This is a genomic window from Mesorhizobium sp. B2-9-1, assembly GCF_006439455.1.
Taxonomy (GTDB): Bacteria; Pseudomonadota; Alphaproteobacteria; order Rhizobiales; family Rhizobiaceae; genus Mesorhizobium.
In genome coordinates this window covers 97,458-117,475 of sequence record NZ_VFTP01000012.1, presented here as the reverse complement: position 1 = coordinate 117,475, position 20,018 = coordinate 97,458, and the positions used below count along the sequence as shown (strand labels likewise).

At 63.8% G+C, this 20,018-nt stretch carries 20 protein-coding genes; 13 read left to right on the top strand and 7 right to left on the bottom strand.

The window, feature by feature from the left end:
- Window positions 1-377: 377 nt before the first annotated feature.
- On the bottom strand, window positions 378-1,274 hold the full coding sequence (locus FJW05_RS20120) for an alpha/beta hydrolase (protein ID WP_140635115.1): 897 nt from the start codon (window positions 1,272-1,274) through the stop codon (window positions 378-380).
- A gap of 248 nt (window positions 1,275-1,522) precedes the next feature.
- Window positions 1,523-1,837, bottom strand: a complete 315-nt coding sequence (locus FJW05_RS20115; protein ID WP_140542266.1) for a hypothetical protein — start codon at window positions 1,835-1,837, stop codon at window positions 1,523-1,525.
- A gap of 150 nt (window positions 1,838-1,987) precedes the next feature.
- Between FJW05_RS20115 and FJW05_RS20110 the strand changes: the two genes are divergently transcribed.
- On the top strand, window positions 1,988-2,191 hold the full coding sequence (locus FJW05_RS20110; protein ID WP_140635113.1) for a DUF2934 domain-containing protein: 204 nt from the start codon (window positions 1,988-1,990) through the stop codon (window positions 2,189-2,191).
- 169 nt (window positions 2,192-2,360) lie between these two features.
- Here the strand turns inward: FJW05_RS20110 and FJW05_RS20105 are convergent, their stop codons facing one another.
- The gene (locus FJW05_RS20105; RefSeq protein ID WP_140635112.1) at window positions 2,361-2,963 is read right to left on the bottom strand and encodes a diguanylate cyclase; all 603 of its coding nucleotides are present in this window, start codon (window positions 2,961-2,963) and stop codon (window positions 2,361-2,363) included.
- A 406-nt stretch (window positions 2,964-3,369) separates the two neighbouring features.
- Here FJW05_RS20105 and FJW05_RS20100 point away from each other — a divergent pair, with 406 nt between their 5' ends.
- Window positions 3,370-3,945, top strand: coding sequence for a response regulator (locus FJW05_RS20100; protein ID WP_246673548.1), 576 nt, complete (start codon window positions 3,370-3,372; stop codon window positions 3,943-3,945).
- Window positions 3,946-3,997: 52 nt separating this feature from the next.
- Here FJW05_RS20100 and FJW05_RS20095 read toward each other — a convergent pair whose 3' ends face one another.
- A complete protein-coding gene (locus FJW05_RS20095) occupies window positions 3,998-4,429 on the bottom strand; it encodes a hypothetical protein (protein WP_140635110.1) in 432 nt (143 codons plus the stop codon).
- A gap of 336 nt (window positions 4,430-4,765) precedes the next feature.
- Between FJW05_RS20095 and FJW05_RS20090 the strand changes: the two genes are divergently transcribed.
- Genes FJW05_RS20090 through FJW05_RS20080 form a run of 3 tightly spaced genes read left to right on the top strand, consistent with a single transcriptional unit; the run spans window position 4,766 to window position 9,756 of the window.
- Entirely contained in the window at window positions 4,766-5,821 is a 1,056-nt protein-coding gene (locus tag FJW05_RS20090) for a chemotaxis protein CheB (RefSeq protein ID WP_140542271.1), read from the top strand.
- The gene (locus FJW05_RS20085) at window positions 5,775-9,347 is read left to right on the top strand and encodes a CheR family methyltransferase (protein WP_140635108.1); all 3,573 of its coding nucleotides are present in this window, start codon (window positions 5,775-5,777) and stop codon (window positions 9,345-9,347) included. The genes FJW05_RS20090 and FJW05_RS20085 overlap by 47 nt, the downstream gene beginning before the upstream one ends.
- A gap of 34 nt (window positions 9,348-9,381) precedes the next feature.
- On the top strand, window positions 9,382-9,756 hold the full coding sequence (locus FJW05_RS20080; RefSeq protein WP_140542273.1) for a response regulator: 375 nt from the start codon (window positions 9,382-9,384) through the stop codon (window positions 9,754-9,756).
- Between the two features lie 11 nt (window positions 9,757-9,767).
- Here the strand turns inward: FJW05_RS20080 and FJW05_RS20075 are convergent, their stop codons facing one another.
- A complete protein-coding gene (locus tag FJW05_RS20075; protein ID WP_181165012.1) occupies window positions 9,768-10,148 on the bottom strand; it encodes a response regulator in 381 nt (126 codons plus the stop codon).
- A gap of 591 nt (window positions 10,149-10,739) precedes the next feature.
- Between FJW05_RS20075 and FJW05_RS20070 the strand changes: the two genes are divergently transcribed.
- Entirely contained in the window at window positions 10,740-11,063 is a 324-nt protein-coding gene (locus FJW05_RS20070) for a hypothetical protein (protein ID WP_140542275.1), read from the top strand.
- A gap of 243 nt (window positions 11,064-11,306) precedes the next feature.
- Here the strand turns inward: FJW05_RS20070 and FJW05_RS20065 are convergent, their stop codons facing one another.
- Window positions 11,307-11,519, bottom strand: a complete 213-nt coding sequence (locus FJW05_RS20065; RefSeq protein WP_246673546.1) for a hypothetical protein — start codon at window positions 11,517-11,519, stop codon at window positions 11,307-11,309.
- 159 nt (window positions 11,520-11,678) lie between these two features.
- Entirely contained in the window at window positions 11,679-11,951 is a 273-nt protein-coding gene (locus FJW05_RS20060) for a hypothetical protein (protein WP_140542276.1), read from the bottom strand.
- A gap of 189 nt (window positions 11,952-12,140) precedes the next feature.
- Here FJW05_RS20060 and FJW05_RS20055 point away from each other — a divergent pair, with 189 nt between their 5' ends.
- Genes FJW05_RS20055 through FJW05_RS20025 form a run of 7 tightly spaced genes read left to right on the top strand, consistent with a single transcriptional unit; the run spans window position 12,141 to window position 20,018 of the window.
- Entirely contained in the window at window positions 12,141-13,247 is a 1,107-nt protein-coding gene (locus tag FJW05_RS20055; protein WP_140635106.1) for an SDR family NAD(P)-dependent oxidoreductase, read from the top strand.
- The gene (locus FJW05_RS20050; RefSeq protein WP_140635104.1) at window positions 13,244-14,317 is read left to right on the top strand and encodes an NAD-dependent epimerase/dehydratase family protein; all 1,074 of its coding nucleotides are present in this window, start codon (window positions 13,244-13,246) and stop codon (window positions 14,315-14,317) included. The genes FJW05_RS20055 and FJW05_RS20050 overlap by 4 nt, the downstream gene beginning before the upstream one ends.
- Complete coding sequence (locus FJW05_RS20045; protein ID WP_140635103.1) at window positions 14,314-15,606, top strand: TIGR04295 family B12-binding domain-containing radical SAM protein; 1,293 nt, start codon at window positions 14,314-14,316, stop codon at window positions 15,604-15,606. The genes FJW05_RS20050 and FJW05_RS20045 overlap by 4 nt, the downstream gene beginning before the upstream one ends.
- A complete protein-coding gene (locus FJW05_RS20040; RefSeq protein WP_140635101.1) occupies window positions 15,591-16,691 on the top strand; it encodes a glycosyltransferase family 4 protein in 1,101 nt (366 codons plus the stop codon). Before FJW05_RS20045 ends, FJW05_RS20040 begins: the two co-directional genes overlap by 16 nt.
- A gap of 2 nt (window positions 16,692-16,693) precedes the next feature.
- Window positions 16,694-17,821 (top strand): glycosyltransferase, encoded by a 1,128-nt coding sequence (locus FJW05_RS20035; RefSeq protein ID WP_140635099.1) that lies wholly within the window; start codon window positions 16,694-16,696, stop codon window positions 17,819-17,821.
- Complete coding sequence (locus FJW05_RS20030) at window positions 17,818-18,912, top strand: glycosyltransferase (RefSeq protein ID WP_140635097.1); 1,095 nt, start codon at window positions 17,818-17,820, stop codon at window positions 18,910-18,912. The genes FJW05_RS20035 and FJW05_RS20030 overlap by 4 nt, the downstream gene beginning before the upstream one ends.
- The gene (locus tag FJW05_RS20025; protein ID WP_140635095.1) at window positions 18,909-20,018 is read left to right on the top strand and encodes a glycosyltransferase; all 1,110 of its coding nucleotides are present in this window, start codon (window positions 18,909-18,911) and stop codon (window positions 20,016-20,018) included. Before FJW05_RS20030 ends, FJW05_RS20025 begins: the two co-directional genes overlap by 4 nt.

The following is a 20,018-nucleotide window of genomic DNA, read 5'->3' as shown; positions in this document are numbered from 1 at the left end:
CTGCCGGCCATGATGGTTCCGCATGGTCGCGATCAGAACGTCCCAGTCGACAATCAATTCGGGCGGGCTTTGCGCGTCCGCAACGCTATCGCGGCGTCGAGCTTACGCGCCAGTGCCAACATTCGAGACGGTGCATTCTCGTATCTCAGCGCCTCCAACGCGACGCACGTCTCGCGCTCCGGCGTCGTGATCTTGGAGGGTTCCTCCTCCGATCTGAGCACTTGACGAACCTTGCGTGTCACGGCCGTTCCCCTAACATGGGTTAATGCCTGCCCCATTAACCCACTGACGGGAAAAAGGTTCCTGTCTCGTCCGTCTGCTGGGCCGACGAACTTCCGGTCGGGCGCAGCTGTCCCGAATGTCGAAGTCGGCGCAGCCTATTGCCTGCCGAAGCTTGTCAGGAAGCTCTCCAGCGCCTCTCGGATCTGCTCAGGCGCCTCGCGGGTCGGAAAATGGCCGACGCCCGGCAGAAGCTCACGTTCGTAGCCTGCCGAGAAATACTCCTCCTTGCCTTCGGACGAACCCGGCAGAACGACGCGGTCGTCATCGCCATGAAGGACCAGTGTCGGCACCGAGATGACCTGCGCCTCAACCTGCTTGCGCGCGAGTTCAGCGTAGCGCGGATCGGGATCCGCCTCCCCCCAGCGCACGCGATAGGAATGCAGCGTCACGTCCGGCCAGTCCGGATTTTCGAAGGACCTCGCCACACGTTCAAACAGCGCGTCGTCAAACCAGCCTGGCGGGCTCCAGCTGCCCCACTGGAATCGAGCGAAGGAGTGGCCGTGCTGTCGCACGAACTCCTCGCCGCGCTCGGTCGCCATGAACCACTGGTACCAGAAGGCCCTCGTCTGCTCCAAAGACGGCGTCGGAAGCGAGCCGGGTTGCCATCCCAGCGAAAGCGCCGCGCAGCATCTTATCCTCTGCGGAAAGACGGAGGCGAGCAGGTAGGCGATGCGTGCTCCCCAGTCGTGGCCGACAACCGCGAACCGTTCGAGGCCGATGGCATCGGCAAAGTCGAGCGCGTCCTGCGCCATGGCGGCGATCTCGCCGGAGCGTATCGTTTCGGCGGAGTGGAACACAGTCCCTCCAAACCCGCGCAGCCATGGCGCGAAGGTGCGGAAGCCCGCGGCGTGAAGAAGTGGCGACACGTCCGCAAAAGTGGTCGCATCGTCTGGCCAACCATGAAGGAGCAGCACAGGCGCTCCGTCCTCGGATCCGCCGCTCACATAGGCGACCCGCAGCAGCGGCGTGTCGCAGAAGACAGGCTCTTCCACAGATCCTCCTCAGAGCAGCACATTGCAGTGACCGTCCAACCCTGTGCAATCGGGTTTGTTCCTTGTGGCCGCCGGCCCGGCACCCGATCCGACGAGGGAACCAACCGTGGCGCCGTCGGATGGTCGATGTTCATCTCGGCGGCCGCGGCATCCCGGATCGGGAAAATCCTGGCGGCGATATCAGAGGTTCCGCGCGACATCTTCGTGGACCCAGGTTACGAGGAATTGGCCTATGGGACGGCCCGCGTTCATTCCTTTACATAGGCGCCGGGCTGACGGCCGCTCCTGGGCGCCTTGGCGTCCTTGGAATGCTCTGCGACAGTGGGACCGGCCCCTGAGCTCTTTTCCGTCGCCGTGCTTGGCGTCGGCTGTCGCGGCGGATTGCGGCCCTCAGATTGACGGGTCTTGTCCTCGACCTCGCCCTGCTTTCGGCTGAGGCCCGGATCGACATGGGGTCTTTCATTGCCGGCGGCGTCCTGGGAAAATTCGTCGCTCGGATCCGGATCGGTATTGGCGGGATATTTCGTGGCGCCGGTCTCGCGACGGTTCTGGCTGTTCTTCATGACTCTGTCTCCGGTTGGATGAAAGATAACACCGGCGCGAGAGCGGCGTTCCCAACTGCCGGGCAGTCCGTTTCAACTCCGGTGGAACAAACCTCCAGGCATCCGATTAGGCGCAGACAGTGCAGTTCAGCCGTGCGAGAGGAGCCAGGCATGGACAGGGAAGAACGCATCAGGCAACGCGCCCATGAGATCTGGGAGCGTGAAGGCCGACCGGAGGGCCGTCAGCAGGAACACTGGGATCAAGCCGTCCAGGAGATCGAGTCGGAAGGTTCGGAAGTCGAGCGCGGTCCGGTGGCGCCCGATCCCGCGGTTGGCGCCGGCTCTGACCCCGCCTCCAACAGGCCAGGCGGCTGAAGCACGTCGGCCCGCGGATGCGTCGTATCCTAATTGCGCTCGGCATTCTGGCGATCGTCCTGGTCGCCGTCTGGGTCTGGGCTGACCAAAACGGCCGGCGCCCGAGTGGTGGCGCCCAGCAGCCCTCGCCGCACGCTATCGACCAGAATGGCTGAGAGGACAGCCAGCCTCAGCGCGTCGCCGTGTTGCCGGGCTCATGCCGCCTCGCCTTGTCAGGCACCAGCCGGCCCGAGTTGGCGCGCAGGCCTCTGAAGAACTCCTCCACATAGGGCAGCAGCTCGAACAGCACGATCACGATCATCACGGCGGCAATGTATATCACCGGCAGTTGCTGTTCTTTCCAGGTTAAATCGAAGCGAGCCCTTTCCGTTCCGGCGCCGAACAGCGCCAGGAATTGGCCCCAATGCAGCGCCACCACGATGACCAGCCCCATCAGCGGAATCATTTCCAGAAAGCTGTGCACGTGCTGCTCGACGGGGCTCACCGTGCGAGCCGTGGTCGCATAGCGCACGTCCCATATCGCCGTCGCTTCGTGAACGAAGAAGGTGACGATCATCACGGCGATGACCAGGGCGTTCACCTCCAGGAACATTGCCGCAAGCAGCGGGATTCCAACCTCGGCGAACATCAGCAAGTGAATGAGCGATTCCTTCGCACCGGTTGTCGATTCGATGTGGCTGGCGCGATGGCAGAGCCAGTCGGCAAAGCCCGCAACCAGCCAGACCGGCAGGACGAAGTACATCAGGATGAGGACCATGGGATCGGCCAGCACGCCGCAGCTCCCTATCTGCCGCCGTCGCGTCGCGCCTGAACTTTGCAGCCTCGCGATCGAGCACGTTCGGCTCGTTGCCGTATTTCAGGATCAGCGCCAGCGCCAACCCGCTTGGAATTCTCATCCTTTCCGCAAGGTCGCGGACACAGTCGGCATTCTGGCGCTCGCTGTCTTCCCTGGAAGCTTCGCGGTGCGGCGTCATGGGTCGTGGTACCCGGCCGACTCCCGCCTGGTGTCGAACCGCCGGAACGGTTCACCCGTCGCCGCGTTCTACCAGTTGGCTTCCCTGCGACCTCATGAATACACGCGCCGGTATCGACGCGGCATGCCCCGTGACTGAGGTCTCACCAACGTCAGAATATGAATTAAGGAGCTTCGTGTGCGAAACCTCAGGGGACTTCACCTCTTGATCGCGGAGGACGAGTGGCTGCTGGCCAGCGATCTGGCGACCTTCTTCGCTGGGATGGGCGCTATCATCCTCGGGCCGGCGGCGACAGTGGAGCAGGCCGGGCGACATGCAAAGGCGGCGGACGCAGCGATTCTGGATGTGAACCTGCATGGCCGCCTCGTCTTCCCGGTCGCGGACGAATTGATGCGGCGCAACGTGCCCTTCGTCTTTTTCAGCGGTTATGACGAGATCGCCATCCCCGAGCGTTTGCGTTTCGCGAGCAGCCTGAGCAAGTCCTCGAACGGCGCGGTCGTGGTCGATGCGCTGTTCCCGCCGGAACCCTTTGCGGAGCCAGTGACCGTCGCGCAGCCGGCGCCCGCGGTGGAGGACGTCGTTGCGCTGCTCCCCAAGCTCCGGCTCACCGCGCGTCTGCTGCTGGACGATGCCGGCGCTTCCGACCGCCTTGTCGAGCACACTTTGGAGCAGGCGCTTGAAGATATCGACAAAAGGCCCGAGGGGTCATCGATCGCCGAATGGCTGAACGCCATCATGCGCAAGATAGCGCGGCTGCGCGGAGCTTGCCTGCTGCACTAATCGCAGGCAGCCGAGCCGCCGGCGACCTGCGCTCGCCTGGCGACCAGCATTCTCAATGCGTCAGGCGGCTTCTGAGCCAGGCAATGATCCGGTTGCCTTTTATGATCCGACGGACCCGCGCGGCAGCCCAGCTGGCCTGCATCGTCGCGCCGGCATGGCAGCTGCACACGACATCATGCAATTGCCAATCGGACAATTCGAAAAAGCGCTTCGCCTCGCCGTAGGTGTCGGACTGCAAACCGGCCGCGCGCAGCAACGGATCATCGAAAGCAACCGCGAGCGGCGATCCGTCCGCCCGCACCTGTTCGCGAACCTCGGGATCGACATATTCAGTGCCCGTCAGCGCGGAGAGACACCGAAGCGGATTGCGGTCCAGCAGTTCCGCCCACCGCTCGATCCGCTGCGTTCTCGTGGCAAGGGGGATCAATCCAAGCCGGTCGACGACTGCCACCGATTGAAGTTCATATGAGGTCTGATGCTTCATTGCTGTCTCCTGTGGTTTTGGCGGCGACATCTGTACAGCGGCGCGGCAGACCTGCCGGGCCTGAAGCCCGCGCTTGCGAGGGACAGGCGCAGACCGATCAGCTGTTGCCCACCGATCTTCGACAAACGCCTGGCGTGGCGTCTGAAGCGAACCCGAACTGCCAGTCATCCCCTATGTTCCCGCCATCCTTCGCGACGAGCCTGGCCGGCAGCAAACGGAACTTCGTGCAGGTTGCAGGGTTAAACATCTGACCTGTCGCTGAACCGCGATGATGCCGTCACCCAACGGAACACTTCTTACAGCCCATTACAGCCCAGTTTGGAGGCTCGTAGCGGAATGGCCCGTTCCAAAGGTCTATCCAACCGCCATAACATCATCGTCATCGGCGCGTCGGCCGGCGGAATCGAGCCGTTGAAGCAGATCGTCGCCAACCTTCCGGCCGATCTGCCGGCGACCATCTTCGTCGTGTTGCATATCGGCCAGGTCAGCTGCCTGCCGGAGATCCTGGACCGCGCGGGCACGCTCGAAACGCAGTCGGCAACGAACGGCGAAGAGTTCAGGACCGGCTGCATCTATGTCGCGCCGCCCGGCTTCCATCTTCTCCTTCACGATGATCACATGATGCTGCGACGCGGCCCGCGCGAGAATCTTGCCCGGCCGGCCATCGACCCCTTGTTCCGCTCGGCGGCGCTGAGCTACGGCGCGAGTGTCATCGGGGTTCTGCTGTCGGGCGCGCTTTCCGACGGCACCGCCGGGTTGAGGGCCGTCAAGTCCGTCGGCGGGCTGGCAGTCGTCCAGCACCCCAAGGACGCGCTGGTGCCGGCGATGATTGAAAGCGCGCTGCGCTATGTCGAGGTCGACCACTGCCTGCCCGCTGCCGAGCTCGGCCCTTTGCTGGCAAAACTTGCGGTCGAGCCGGCCGGAGAATCCTTTCCTCCCCCGCCGGCAGTTAGATTGGAAGCGGCTATTGCCGCGCAGGAGCATTCGACGATGCAGGAAGCGGATCGACTTGGCGAATTGTCGGTGTTTACATGCCCGGAATGTCACGGGCCGTTGTGGGAGATCGAAGACGGTGACATGCTGCGCTATCGGTGCCATACCGGGCATGCCTTCACCGCCGACGCGGTGATGGAGGTGCAGGCGCAGGAGGCCGACGAGATCCTGTGGAGCCTGCTTCGCTCGCATCAGCAGCGGGCAGCGTTTGCCAAGCGGATGGCAGAGCGGGAGCGGGTGAAGCTCCGCTCCGGACTCGCCGCCGAAATGGGCAGGCGGGCGAAGGAATATGAGGCGGATGCCGCTGTGATCGAACGCATCCTCGAAAGCAGGCGGGTTCAGGCAAGGGATAATGGCGAAGTCAGCGCGGAAGGCAAGTACTCACAAGGCAAGGGTTAGTTCGCGCGACGACGAAAAACAGCCGGCGTCCTTCCCCATTGTCGGCATCGGCGCATCGGCGGGTGGCATCGCGGCATTGCGGAGCTTTTTTCCCGAGGTGCCCGCCGACAGCGGCTTCGCCTATGTCGTCATCCAGCATCTCGACGCCGAGCATGAAAGCGCGCTTGCCAGCATCATCCAGCGCTCAACCGCGATCGAAACGCAAACAGTCGCCGAGAGCGTCGAGGTCAAACCCGACAACATCTATGTGATCCCGCCAGGTGTTTCGGTGAGGATTGAAAAGCGGCACTTTCACTTGGTCAAAATCGCGGCCGCGCGCGACAGACGGGCGCCGATCGACGATTTCTTCATCTCGCTTGCGCAGGAGCAGGCCGAGAACGCCGCCGGGATCATTCTTTCCGGAACCGGCAGCGACGGCACTGTCGGCTTGAGGGCCATCAAGGAGCGCGGCGGACTGACGCTTGCGCAAGAGAGCGCCGAATATGACGGCATGATGCGCAGCGCCGTCCAGAGCGGCCTGGTCGACATGGTGCTGCCCACGGATGAGATGGCCGGCAAGCTGGTCAGCTATTTCACCCACGCGAGCCGCACCGAGACCGAGCGGGACCGGCGCAAGCGCGAAGTGACCGAACAGCTTTCCCGCATCGCCGCCCTGCTTCGCTCGCGCACAGGCCATGATTTCAGCGGCTATAAGGACAACACCATTTTGCGGCGCATCCAGCGCCGCATGCTGGTGCTGCAGATCGACGATCCCACCGTCTTCTACGAGCGACTACGCGAGGACCCGCAGCAGGTCGATCTTTTGTTCCAGGACCTGCTGATCGGCGTCACCAGCTTCTTCCGCGACCCGCAGGCTTTCGACGCTCTCGAGCGTGTGGTCATTCCCCGGCTGTTCGAGAACCGCAAACCCAGCGAGACGATCAGGGTATGGGTGCCGGGCTGCGCCACCGGCGAGGAGGCCTATTCGATCGCCATGCTCTTGAAAGAAAACGCGCCGCGCGGCGCCGCCTCGCCCAACTTACAGATCTTCGCCACCGACATCGACGAGCGCGCGCTGGAAGTAGCGCGCGCCGGCCGCTACTCGGCGACGATCGCGCCGGACATAACGCCGAAGCGGCTGAAGGAGTTCTTCTCGCGCGAGGACGGTACGTACCGAATTTCCGCCGACCTGCGGGAGATCTGCCTGTTTTCGGTGCACAATCTCTTGCGCGATCCGCCCTTTTCGAAGCTCGACCTGATCGCTTGCCGCAACCTTTTGATCTACATGGGCCCGGAACTGCAGGAAAAGATCGTCCCGATCTTTCACTACGCATTGCGCAACAACGGCTATCTCCTTCTCGGTTCCTCGGAGAACGTCACGCGCCATCCACAGCTGTTCTCGACGGTGGACAAGACAAGCCGCATCTTCCAGAGGCGCAACGGGGCCACCGCACATCGGTTGCCGGAATTCCCGCTCGTTACCGCGGCGAGATCGACGGATCCAAGTGCGCGCCGGCGGGCAACGGCCGGAACCCTGCAGGAAATCGCGGAGCGTTTGCTCGTCGAGCGCTATTCGCCGGCCTATGTGATCGTCAATGCCGCCGGCGAGATGATGCACAGCTCAGGCGGCACGGGAAAATATCTGGAGCTCGCTGCCGGCGCCCCCACCCACAACGTCTTTTCCATGGCGCGTCGCGGGTTGCGCATGGATCTGAGGGCCGCGCTCCACAAGGCCGTAAGCACCGGACAGGTGGCGGTCCAGAATAAGATCAGCATCGGTACCAATGGCGGGCGTCAGACGATCAGCCTGGCTGTGCAGCCGCTGCCGGGCGATGGTTCTTCCGACCCGCTCTTTATGCTGGTCTTCCGGGATGTCGGCGGGATCAAGCCGGAAGCCGAGGACGAGGCCGTCCACACAACCGACGATGTCGAAAGCGCCAATGTCAGTCAGCTCGAAAGGGAGCTGAGGGAAACCAAGGAGCGCCTGCAGATTACGACGGAGGAGCTCGAATCCTCCAATGAAGAGCTGAAATCCTCGAACGAGGAGCTTTCCTCGATCAACGAGGAGCTGCAGTCGTCCAACGAGGAACTGGAAACCTCGAAAGAGGAACTCCAGTCGATCAACGAGGAGTTGCACACCGTCAATGCCGAGCTCAGTCTGCGCGTCGACGAGCTCACCCGCGCCAACAACGACATGGCGAACCTGCTCGAAAGCACGCAGATCGCCACCATTTTCCTCGACCGCGACCTCTGCATCAAGAACTTCACACCGACTGCGCGCGACCTGTTCCGGCTGGTGGAAAGCGATGTCGGACGGCCGCTGGCGCATGTCCGTCCGCGCTTCACGGCCGACGGCTTGCAGGCCGACATGGAACAGGTGCTGCAAAGGCTTGGCACGATCGAGCGGCAGGTCGAGGGCATGGACAACGGCCAGAGCTATATCATGAGGGTGCTGCCCTACCGGACAGTCGACAATATCATAGCGGGCATCGTCGTCACCTTCGTCGACGTCACCCAGATCACGCAGGCCGAGAAAAGGATCGGCGCGCTCTCGCATGACCTGCGCAACCGCGTCGAAAGCCTGGGAGCCCTGCTCGACCTCGTGCCGATCGGCATCTTCATCGCAGAGGATGGCGCCGGCGTGGAAATCCGCGCCAACCGGCGCGCAGCGGAGCTGTTGGGTCGGCCCGCTACCGGCACCAAGCCGATATCCGTGCCCGCAATCCTGCCGCTGACGCTCAATGGAACCAAGGTGGGCACCGATGACCAGCCACTGCTCAAGACAATGCGCACCGGCAGGGCAATTCCCGGCTATGAAGCGAGTATCCAGCATGAAGACGGTACCGCTATCGACGTCATGATGTCGGCCAACCCGCTGTTCGACGAAAAGGGCAAGGTCCGCGGCGCCATCGCGGCGCTGGTCGACATATCCAGCCACAAGGAGGCCGAGCGCAGCCAGGAAAGGCTGCTGCACGAATTGCAGCACCGCGTGAAGAATATCCTGGCCACGGTCACCGCGCTGACGTCCCGCATGGTTCGCACATCCAGTTCGATGAGCGATTTTTCCACGTCCTTCCAGCAGCGGCTGCAGGCAATGGGTCGAACGCACGACGTGCTGTCTTCCTACAACTGGACAGATGCCGATCTCGAGCAGTTGCTGCGGGCAGTGCTGTCGCCTTACAGCAGCAAGGAGCGCCAGAATATCATCATCCTCGGAAGCCCTTTGCAGCTAGGCGCGAGCGCGGCCGCGACACTCGGCATGGTGTTCTTCGAGCTTGCCAGCAATGCCGCGAAATACGGGGCCCTATCGACAGAGGACGGTCGCGTCGAAGTAGCCTGGAACACCGACAAACCGGGCAATCTGTCAATCCGCTGGAGGGAAATCGACGGACCTGTGGTCGAAGAACCGCCAAGGCGGAATTTCGGAACGAGCTTCATCCAGCAAAGTTTGGAGTACGAGCTGGGAGGGAAGGTCGACCTGAGGTTCGAACGCTCCGGACTTGAATGCGACATAGAAATTCCGCTGGCGTCAGGCACAGGTCGCTGACATTTGCCGCTGAGCGATGAGGAGTGGACACAACATGCTCTTGTCCGGCCTGAATGTCCTGGTGGTCGAGGACGTATTTATGCTTGCGGAGGACCTCACCGACCAGTTGACCCAAGCAGGATGCACAGTGATCGGCCCGGCACCCACGGTCAGACAGGCGCTTGCACAAATCGAGGGCGTTGCTCTGGACGGAGCCGTGCTGGATGTGAACCTTCGAGGCGAGCAAAGCTTTCCCCTGGCCGAGCATCTCACGCTCGGCGGTGTCCCTTTCATTTTCCTCACCGGCTACGACAGCGTCACCGTCTTTCCCGACCGGTTTCGCGACAAGCCCAAGCTGTCGAAGCCGGTCGATTACAACCTGTTGATCGAAGCGGTGTCGCGGTTCCGCAAGAGCGATGCGCCGGGCTGAGAAAGCCTCATCTACGAGATGGTGCGATCGCCTACCAACCGGCTCGCAAGTTCGACCAGATGCCGGATCGGCGCAGGCTTCGGCAGAAAAGGCGCGCCGTGGAAGACAGGCGACTGGAAGGCCGGATCGTAGCCCGAATGGACGACGAAAGGCACACCCGCCTCCTTGAGGCGAGCGGCGGCGGCCCCCCGTTGGCCGTCGAGCAATTGGATGTCGATGATGGCCAGATCGGGCTGGTTGTTGTCCAGCCAGGTCGCGGCTGCCCGTTCCGAGGCCACGCAGGCCACCTCGAAGCCGAGCGCTTTTAAGCCATCCGCCACATCGCAAGCGATCAGATATTCGTCTTCAATGATCAGTGCCAGGGGCGCTTGCATGACGATCTCCTCTGGCACGCTTACGTCCTCCTGGCAAACGGCTTGTTGTACTCCGCCGGCCAGGGAAGCGCACGACATTTCGCCCGCAAACGGCTGCGCGGCTGCCGATGGGATTCGGGCCGGCTTGGTCCAAGCCTGCGTCCTCGCCGCGGCTGAGTTGGATCACGTCGAGGTCTGACAAGGCCGCGCGGGCCTCGAACAGGCGAAGAAATTCCGGCCTCAGCCCATCGCGTCGTGCGACGGCAATCGCGTGCAGGGGCATAAAGGTCTCTATCGTCCGATCCTTCACAGACTTGCCTCCATCACAATGCGGCGACGGACTTTTCCCGCCTTGCCTCATCGAAAGCGACCGACAAGATTACATCGCCGTCGCCGCCGCGAACCCGAACCGCCCAGCCCTCCCGCGAGCTTCGTCCCGGTATCGAGGATACAAAGCTCCCCTGCTCCCGAAAGTTCCGCCCGTGTTCAACAATCGACTTGGATAGCCGCGCCTGACATCCCGCAATGCTCGCGATGAACTCGAAGGCAGCGCCCCGATCGATATCCGTCTTAATGGTGCGGTTGGAACAGCGGGGCCGGAAGCAGGTTTGGAAACAAAGGAGGCGCCGAATGTCACCCAACCAACGCACGCCCGCCGAAGCCCGCGGCGAAATCCAGGCCGGCAGGACGCAGGACAAGACCCCTGGGTTCGACCCTGCGGCGGCGCCGCAGGAGACGGATGCCGAGGCCGGCGATGTCCCGACTTCCGCCAAGCCGGCAGGGCCGCGCGAACCGAGCTTCACCAATCAGGCAAGCTTTGCCAACGCGATGCGGCCGCCAGAGAACGCGCCCGGCCTGCAGCCGCGCAGGAACGGCCCGGTGCTGGTGATCGTGGCGCTGGTCGTCCTGGCCGCGGTTGTGTTTCTGCTCGCCGCGATCTTCCGCCAGGTATGAAAGGAACATCGTTTCCCGTCCCGGGTTTGATAGCGCAAGGAGGTAATTGCGATGCCGCGCTTGAGAAGTTTGTTTCGTCATCTATGGCGCTGGAAAGCACAGCCGACCACGGACCCGTCTCCGGTGGACGCCATCGTGCGGCTGCTCCGCGACGCCGAAAAGCAAGGCAGGTCCCGGCGTTCGGGATAACGGCTGAAAGCATCCCTCGGCTAGCGTCTCCGGCGGATCGAGCGGTCGCCGCAGTCAGTCCTCGTCATAGATATGCTCGTGGATGATGCCGAGGATCTGCAGCTTCACCGTTTCGCGGGCCTCCGGCCGCACGAAGGGCATCAGAAGGTCGACCGTCTCCTCCACCCGCCGCGGCAGGTCGGCGCTCGGATCGCTCAGATAACTGCCATGGGCGTACAGGTTTTCGGTCAGCTTCTTGTTCAGGTCGGAAAAGAGTCCCATAGCCATTGCTCCTTGCTGATCCAACAGCCGGAGCGCCTACGCGGTTCCCTCTGCCGACGCCATTCGCGAAAACCCTGCGCCGGGGATGGCTACAGCCTGACCTCTGCCGCGCGCCCTTGCAGGGCCGCCTCCACCACGGCGCCGTGACGCCAGGTTTTCGGCCTCTCAACCTTTCTGGCTGCGCTCGACGAATTTGTTGAAGCGGCTCGTTCCACCGCTGCCGGCTTCATCTTGATGCAGGAAGGCGAGATCGTTCTCGTCGAAGATGCGGAAGAATTCGTCCCATCCGATCGGCTCGAGCGTGTCTTCGGGCTCGCCGAAATCGATGCGCAGAATGCCGCCCTTGCCTTTCGTGCGAACGACAGCCGGCTGGCCATTCCGTTCTTCTACCCACTTGCGGATTTCGTCGTGGTTGGTGGTCGTCTTGGCCTCGGACATGGACTTTCCTTTCTGCAGCGGGGACCGATGAGCGGTCCTAACGGCAGCCAACAGGCAATGTTCCAGATGGTGGAACGGCTCCCTGTCGAAGCTGCCGCACCTCCTGCGACGGGAACTTTGTTGAAGCAGGGAACAAACCTTTTGCCGCGCAGTTCGGGGCGCCGAAGCCAAGTCCGCAAGGGAGTCATCGTGAAACGTGTATTGGTTACGGGAGGTTGCGGCTTCATCGGCCGCCACGTCGCCCAGGAACTCACCGACCATGGTTATCAGGTGCGCCTGCTCGATGCGCTTGTCGATCAGGTGCACGGCGCCGAAGCCATCAACCTCCCTGCGGGGGCCGAGCTGATCAAGGGCGACGTGCGCGACCGCGACACTGTCACTGAGGCGGTTTCCGACGTCGGTGCCGTCATCCATCTGGCGGCCGAGGTTGGCGTCGGCCAGTCCATGTACGAGATCGCCCGCTATGTCGGCGCGAACGATCTCGGCACCGCGGTGCTGCTAGAGGCATTGATCAAGCGTCCGGTCGAGCGGATCGTCGTGGCGTCCTCCATGAGCATCTATGGCGAAGGCCTCTATCAGACTCCGGACGGCGAGCGGATCGACAATGCGCGCCGAAAGCCTGCCGATATAAGGGAGGGCCGCTGGGATTTGGTATCGGCGACCGGCCAAACACTGTCGCCTCTTGCGACGGACGAAGAGAAGCGGCCCGATCTCGCCTCGATCTACGCGCTGACCAAATATGCGCAGGAACGCGCGGTGCTGATCTTCGGACAGGCCTACGGCGTCGATGCCGTTGCACTGCGCCTGTTCAACGTGTTCGGCGTCGGGCAGGCACTTTCCAATCCCTATACCGGGGTCCTCGCCAATTTCGCTTCGCGCCTCGCCAATGGCAAACAGCCGACGATCTTCGAGGACGGCGAGCAGAAGCGCGATTTCGTCCATGTGCGCGATGTCGCCACCGCGTTCCGCCTGGCGCTGGAGCAACGCCAGGCAGCCGGCCATGCCATCAACATCGGCAGCGGCCGCGCCTATTCGATCAGCGAGGTGGCCCGGCTGCTTGCCAAGGCCATGGGCGTTCCGAAGCGCCCCGCCGAAATTCTCGGCAAGGCGCGCTCCGGCGATATACGCAACTGCTTCGCCGACATTGCCAAGGCGCGCGAATTGCTCGGCTTTGAGCCGAAGCATCGCCTTGAAGATTCGCTCGGCGAATTCGCGGCATGGGTCCGCAACAGCGTCGTTATCGACCGTGGCGCCGACATGCGGCGCGAGCTGGAAGAGCGGGGATTGGTCTCATGACCCAGGGCTACCGGCATCCGCGCAAGGCACCGATAGCCGTCATTGGCGGCAGCGGCTTCATCGGCTCCAACCTGGCCGACAGCCTGCTATCCGACGGCGAGGCCGTGCTGGTCGTCGACAATCTCGGTCGCCCAGGCGTCGAGCAGAATCTCGACTGGCTGGCGCAAAAGCATGGCGACCGGCTGAGCGCCAAAATCGTCGACATACGCGACGCCGGCGCACTGGCAGCGGCGCTGGCGCCGGCAAAGGCGATTTTTCACCTCGCCGCCCAGACCGCCGTGACGACCAGCCTGACCGATCCCGCGCAGGATTTCGACATCAACCTCAAAGGCACGTTCAACGTGCTGGAGACCGCTCGCAGCACCGGCGCCCCGGTAGTCTTCGCCAGCACCAACAAGGTCTATGGCAGCCTGCCCCAGATCGCGGTGCGGCAAGCCGACGATCACTACGAGCCGCTCGACGAGAAGGTGCGTGCGAGCGGGGTCGATGAGAAGGTAGGCCTTGATTTCTGCACGCCCTATGGCTGCTCGAAGGGCGCGGCCGATCAGTATGTGCTCGACTATTCCAAATCCTACGGACTGCCGACAGCGGTGCTGCGCATGAGCTGCATCTACGGGCCGCGCCAGTTCGGCACCGAGGACCAGGGCTGGGTCGCGCATTTTCTTCTCAGCGTCTTGTCCGGCCGGCCGATTACCATCTACGGCGACGGCAGGCAGGTGCGCGACATCCTGCATGTGTCCGATGCCGTAGCCGCCTATCGCGGCGTGTTGGCCAGGATTCAGGACCTCAAGGGCCAGGCATTCAACCTGGGCGGCGGCCCGAGCAATGCGGTCAGCCTGCGCGTGCTGCTGGCGGAGATCGCCGACATGACGGGCAGCGACGTCGCGCTTCGCCACGACCGCGAGCGCGTTGGCGACCAACCCTTTTTCGTCGCCGACACGCGCAAGCTGCAAGCAGCGATCGGCTGGGAGGCGCGTGTCCCATGGCGCGAAGGCGTCTGCGATCTCGCCAGCTGGCTGCTGCGGCATCGGCTCCAATCGCACTCCGAAGCCACGAGGTACGTCGCATGAAGGTAGCCCTGGTCAATCCTCATTGGACATACGAGCACAGCATCTATTTCGGCTGCCGCCAGCCGCATCTGCCGCTGGAGCTCGGCTACTCGAAGGCGATGCTGGAAGCCGAAGGGCACGACGTGCTGATGCTGGACGGCTTGCTGCAAGGGCTGGACAACGCCGCCCTTGCGGAAAGCGTTGCGGCTTTCGCACCGGACATGACCGTCGTGACAACCGCGCCGACCTATCTGTTCTGGCGCTGCGCGCCGCCCGAGCTGCGCGTGCCGGCGGAATTCCTCAATCATCTCGCCGGGCGCGGCGGACGCACGGTGGCGGTCGGACCGCATGGCTCGGCGACGCCGGCGCCGACCCTGCGCAAGCTCGGCGTCGATGTCGTCGTGCGCGGTGAATGCGAGGAGGTCGTGACGGAGCTTGCACGGCGAAGCGACTGGAGCAAGGTTGCGCATACGGCCCGGCTCCAGGACGACTTTCCGGTTTGCAATGACGGGGTGCATGCCAGCCCGTTCGTCAATCATCCTGCGCTCGCCTGGCCGTCCGACTGGATCGCCGCGCATGGCCACCACCACCACAGGTTCGATGCCCACCAGAAGGGCGCCGGCGCCGAGGTGGAAGCGTCGCGCGGCTGCCCCTATAATTGCAGCTTCTGCGCCAAGATCGATTTCCGCGATGCGTATCGGCGCAGGAAGCACGATGCCGTCATGGCCGAGATCGACGGTTTGATCGCTCAAGGGGTCGGCTACATCTATTTCATCGACGAAATCTTCCTGCCGCAAAAGGCGTTGCTGGAAGCGCTGGTCGACCGCGATGTCCAGTTCGGTGTCCAGACCCGCATCGACCTGTGGAAGCCGGACCTGCTCAAGCTGCTCGGCGAGGCCGGCTGCGTCTCGATCGAAGCCGGCCTTGAAAGCCTGACCGTCGAGGGCCGTGCGATGCTCGCCAAGCGCTGCCGGCTCGGCACGGAGGACCTGGCCGCGCTTTTGATCGATGCCCGTCGCCATGTGCCTTTCGTTCAGGCCAATCTGATCGGCGTGGTCGAGGACGACCCGGCGCTGGTGGACTATTGGCGCAAGCACCTCATCGACCGCGGCGTTTGGGCGAACGAGCCCGTGCCGCTCTATCCCTATCCGAGTTCGCCCAGCTACCGCGAACTCTGGGGCGAACCCGACGATACTGCCTGGGAGCGAGCGCATGAGCACTACCTCGCCTCCTTCCGATCCTTCAGCGACATCCAGGACCAGCGTCCGCATGCGCTGGCTGAGTTGGAGTCCTCATGCTGCAATCACTGACCCATTGTCCGCGGCGCATTCTGATGACGACCGACGCCGTCGGCGGAGTCTGGCGCTATTCGCTCGATCTGGCGCGAGAGCTGGCGGCCAGCGGCGACAGCATCGTGCTTGCCGGGCTGGGACCCGAACCTTCCCCCGAACAGGCCCGGGAGGCGCGGTCCTTCGCCACGCTGGTTTGGCTGAGATGCCCGCCGGACTGGATGACGCGCGACGCGAAAGATCTCGACCGGTTACCCAGCGAATTGCAGGAGCTTGCGTCGAACCATGCAATCAATCTCGTACATCTCAATGCGCCGGCGCAGGCAGCCGGTCTCGAACTGACTTGTCCGATCGTCGCGGTATCGCATTCCTGCGTGGGCACATGGCTGCATGCAGTGCGGGCGCAAGTGCCCGAGGGCGATTGGGCTTGGCAACGAGAGCGCAACCGGGCCGGATTCGACCGCGCCGAAGCCATTGTCGCGCCGAGCCGAAGCCATGCCGCCATGCTCGGAGCCTGCTACGGCCCGATCGCGGGCCTGAGCGTCGTTCACAATGGCGCGCTCCCCGGCCCGACAGGCGCGCATCGTGAGTCCTTCGTTCTCGCTGCCGCCCGCTGGTGGGATGAGGGTAAAAACGGGTTGGCGCTCGATGCCGCGGCTGCCTTGTGTGGCCCTCCCGTATTCGCCGCAGGCGAAACGGAAGGCCCGGACGGGCAGCGCCTGTTCTTAGACAATTGCATCTCGCTCGGCTCGATCAGCCATTGCGAGGTTCGGCAATTGATGGCGCGAGCCAGCATGTTTGTCTCGCCGTCCATCTACGAGCCTTTCGGACTGGCCGCCCTGGAGGCAGCCTCTGCGGGCACCCCCCTGGTGTTGGCGGACATCGCGACCTACCGCGAGATCTGGGACGGAGCAGCGACGTTCTTCGACGCGCGCGATCCCCACGCGCTTGCCGGCTGCATCGCCAGGCTCTCGCGTGACGAAAGCTTGCGGCGCCATTTCGGTCAGCGCGCCGCCCGAAGGGCGCGCAAATTCTCGCTCAGCGCCCAGACGGCGCGGATGCGAGAGGTCTACGATCGGGCGGCGACGGCCATGGCAGGGCTTTGACCATGCGCTTCCTGTTCTACACCCACTCCGCCGTTTCCGACTGGAATCACGGCAACGCGCATTTCCAGCGCGGCATCATGCGCGAGCTCGTCGCGCGCGGACATGAGGCGGTCGCGCTGGAACCCGCCGACGGCTGGAGCCGATCGAATCTGCTTGCCGAGCAAGGCCCTTTCGCTGTCGAGCGCTTCCGCAAGGATTTCCCGGAGCTGATGGCGCTGACCTATGGCCCCGGCTTCGCGCACGAAGCCTGGCTCGCCGGCGCGGATGTCGTGATCGTGCACGAATGGACGGACAAGGACCTTGTCGCGCGCATCGGACAGGCGCGAGCCTATGGCAATTTCACGCTCCTGTTCCACGACACCCATCATCGCGCCGTATCGGCGACGCAGGCGATAGCGGCACTTCAGCTGGAGCACTATGACGGGGTGCTGGTCTTCGGCGAGGTGCTGCGCGAGAGCTATCTTCGCGCCGGCTGGGGCAAACGGGTCTTCACCTGGCATGAGGCGGCGGACGACCGGCTGTTCAAGCCGTGCCCGGATGTCGACCCCGTCTCCGACCTCGTCTGGATCGGCAATTGGGGCGACGACGAACGCAGCGCCGAGATCGCCGAGTTCCTGATCGAGCCGGCGAGCGCTCTCGCGCTGTCGGGAACCGTGCACGGCGTGCGCTATCCGACCGACGCCCGAGCCGCGCTGGCCGAGGCTGGGCTGCGCTGTGATGGCTGGATTGCCAACGCCGACGTGCCGAAGAGCTTCGCCCGGCATCGCGTCACCATGCACATCCCCCGCCGGCCTTATCGGGAGAGCCTGCCCGGCATTCCGACCATACGCATGTTCGAGGCGATGGCCTGCGGCATTCCGCTGGTCTCGGCGCCATGGTCGGATGTCGAAGGACTTTTCCGTGCCGGCACGGATTTCCTGTTCGCCCGGAACGGCGCCGAGATGCGGGGTCACCTTCGCGACGTGCTGAACGACAGCCAGCGTGCGGAGGCGCTGGCCGCGTCCGGCCGGGAAACCATCCTTGCGCGCCACACATGCCGGCACCGCGTCGACGAGTTGTTCGACATCCTCGCCGCATGCGGCAATCGCGAGGTCGCTGAAATCAAACCTGCAAGGGAGGCCGTCGCATGAAGATCGCCTTTTACGGATCGAGCCTTCTGTCGTCCTACTGGAACGGCGCGGCCACCTATTATCGGGGCTTGCTTAAGGCGTTGTCGAAGCGCGGCTATGACATCGTCTTCTATGAGCCCGATGTCTACGATCGCCAGAAGCATCGCGATATCGAGGCGCCGGACTGGTGCAGCGTCGTCGTCTACGAGCCGACAGCGCATGCGCTGATGCAGGTCGCCTCGCGCGCCGCGCAGGCAGACGTCGTGGTCAAGGCAGGCGGCGTCGGCTTCGAGGACGAGGCGCTGCTGCATGCGGTTCTCGACAACGCTCGCCCAGATGCGCTGACCGTGTTCTGGGACGTCGACGCGCCGGCGACCCTAAGCGAGCTGCGCAATCATGCCGAACATCCGCTGCATGAGGCGTTGAAGAGGATCGGCCTTGTGCTGACCTATGGCGGCGGCGATCCTGTGGTTTGGGACTATCGCGCGCTCGGCGCCGCGGAATGCGTGCCGATCTACAACGCGCTCGATCCTGAGACACATCATCCGGTCGCCGCAAATCCGCGCTTTGCCTGCGACCTGGCTTTCCTCGGCAATCGGCTGCCCGACCGCGAGGCGCGCGTCGACGCCTTCTTCCTCGATCCGGCCCGTGTGCTTGGCAGCCAACGCTTCCTGCTCGGTGGATCCGGCTGGGGCGACAAGCCCTTGCCGGCGAACGTTTCGTGGCTCGGCCATGTCGGTACGCGCGATCACAGCGCCTTCAACGTGACGCCGAAGGCGGTGCTCAACATCAGCCGCGACAGCATGGCGGCCAACGGGTTCTCGCCCGCGACACGCGTCTTCGAAGCGGCGGGCGCGGGCGCATGCCTGATCACAGATGCCTGGCTCGGCGTCGAGTTGTTCCTGACCCCAGGCGAAGAGATCCTGGTCGCGCGCGACGGTGCCGACGTCGCCGAGATCGTGCGCACGCTGACGCCGAAACGAGCGAACGCGATCGGCGCCGCAGCGCTGCGGCGCGTTCTGGCCGAGCATACCTACACGCTGAGAGCCCGGCTGGTGGACGACATCTTCAAGGCGCATTTCGAGCGCCGGGCAGTGGAGGCCGCGGAATGACGAAACCGCTCGACATCGTTTTCCTCGGACTTTCGTTATCCTCATCCTGGGGCAACGGCCACGCGACGACTTTCCGGGGGCTGCTGCGCGCGCTCAACGAGCTCGGCCATCGCGTCACCTTCCTCGAACGCGACGTGCCCTGGTACGCGCATCACCGGGACCTGCGCGACCCCGATTTCTGCGACTTGCGCTACTACCAGACAGTCTCCGAGCTGCCCCGCAATCACCGGCAGGAGTTGCAGCGGGCCGACGCGGTGGTGATAGGCTCCTTCGTGCCGGAAGGCAGGGCCATCATCGACGACCTCGCTTCGCTGTGCACTGGACAGTTCTGCTTTTACGACATCGACACGCCAGTGACGCTGGCGCGGGTTGCCCAGGACGATTGCGATTACCTTGCCCGCAGGCAGATACCCTATTTCGACGTCTACTTCTCCTTCACCGGCGGGCCGACGTTGCAGCGCCTCAAATCGGAGTTCGGCGCCCGCCGAACAGAGCCGCTCTACTGCTCGGTCGATCCAAAGCGACACCATCGCACCAGAGACGCGATCGAATGGGATCTCGGCTATCTTGGAACATACAGCGCCGACCGGCAGCTCGCCCTCGAAACGCTGCTGCTGGAGCCGGCGCGGCGCCTGCCGGAGCGCCGCTTCGTCGTCGCCGGCTCGCAATATCCGTCCGATATCGCCTGGCCGGACAATGTCGAGCGGATCGAGCACCTGCCGCCCACCGAACATGCCGCCTTCTACAGCCGCCAGCGTTACACGCTGAACCTCACGCGCGCGTCGATGATCGCGGCAGGATGGTCGCCCAGCGTGCGGCTCTTCGAGGCCGCTGCCTGCGGCACACCGATCATCAGCGACCGCTGGCCCGGTCTCGATGGCTTCTTCCCGGAATCGACGATCGAGACCGCGGCCAGTGCCGGCGACGTGCAGGAAATCCTCACAGCCAAATCGGAGCGAGCCAGACTCGATATGGCCCGTTCGGCACGCGAGGCGGTGCTTGCAAGCCACACCGGCGGCGCTCGGGCGCGTGAATTCGTTCTGGCTTTGACCCAGTCTGTCCATGCCCGCGCGGCGATCGATCTGAACGTGGAAAGTGCAGCATGA

What these genes read in the sequence shown, in the direction of transcription:
- FJW05_RS20115 (WP_140542266.1), bottom strand. Translation starts at nt 1,837, where the DNA reads ATGAAGAACAGCCAGAACCGTCGCGAGACCGGCGCCACGAAATATCCC.
- FJW05_RS20110 (WP_140635113.1), top strand. Translation starts at nt 1,988, where the DNA reads ATGGACAGGGAAGAACGCATCAGGCAACGCGCCCATGAGATCTGGGAG.
- FJW05_RS20095 (WP_140635110.1), bottom strand. Translation starts at nt 4,429, where the DNA reads ATGAAGCATCAGACCTCATATGAACTTCAATCGGTGGCAGTCGTCGAC.
- FJW05_RS20090 (WP_140542271.1), top strand. Translation starts at nt 4,766, where the DNA reads ATGGCCCGTTCCAAAGGTCTATCCAACCGCCATAACATCATCGTCATC.
- FJW05_RS20085 (WP_140635108.1), top strand. Translation starts at nt 5,775, where the DNA reads ATGGCGAAGTCAGCGCGGAAGGCAAGTACTCACAAGGCAAGGGTTAGT.
- FJW05_RS20080 (WP_140542273.1), top strand. Translation starts at nt 9,382, where the DNA reads ATGCTCTTGTCCGGCCTGAATGTCCTGGTGGTCGAGGACGTATTTATG.
- FJW05_RS20070 (WP_140542275.1), top strand. Translation starts at nt 10,740, where the DNA reads ATGTCACCCAACCAACGCACGCCCGCCGAAGCCCGCGGCGAAATCCAG.
- FJW05_RS20065 (WP_246673546.1), bottom strand. Translation starts at nt 11,519, where the DNA reads ATGGCTATGGGACTCTTTTCCGACCTGAACAAGAAGCTGACCGAAAAC.
- FJW05_RS20060 (WP_140542276.1), bottom strand. Translation starts at nt 11,951, where the DNA reads ATGTCCGAGGCCAAGACGACCACCAACCACGACGAAATCCGCAAGTGG.
- FJW05_RS20050 (WP_140635104.1), top strand. Translation starts at nt 13,244, where the DNA reads ATGACCCAGGGCTACCGGCATCCGCGCAAGGCACCGATAGCCGTCATT.
- FJW05_RS20045 (WP_140635103.1), top strand. Translation starts at nt 14,314, where the DNA reads ATGAAGGTAGCCCTGGTCAATCCTCATTGGACATACGAGCACAGCATC.
- FJW05_RS20040 (WP_140635101.1), top strand. Translation starts at nt 15,591, where the DNA reads ATGCTGCAATCACTGACCCATTGTCCGCGGCGCATTCTGATGACGACC.
- FJW05_RS20035 (WP_140635099.1), top strand. Translation starts at nt 16,694, where the DNA reads ATGCGCTTCCTGTTCTACACCCACTCCGCCGTTTCCGACTGGAATCAC.
- FJW05_RS20030 (WP_140635097.1), top strand. Translation starts at nt 17,818, where the DNA reads ATGAAGATCGCCTTTTACGGATCGAGCCTTCTGTCGTCCTACTGGAAC.
- FJW05_RS20025 (WP_140635095.1), top strand. Translation starts at nt 18,909, where the DNA reads ATGACGAAACCGCTCGACATCGTTTTCCTCGGACTTTCGTTATCCTCA.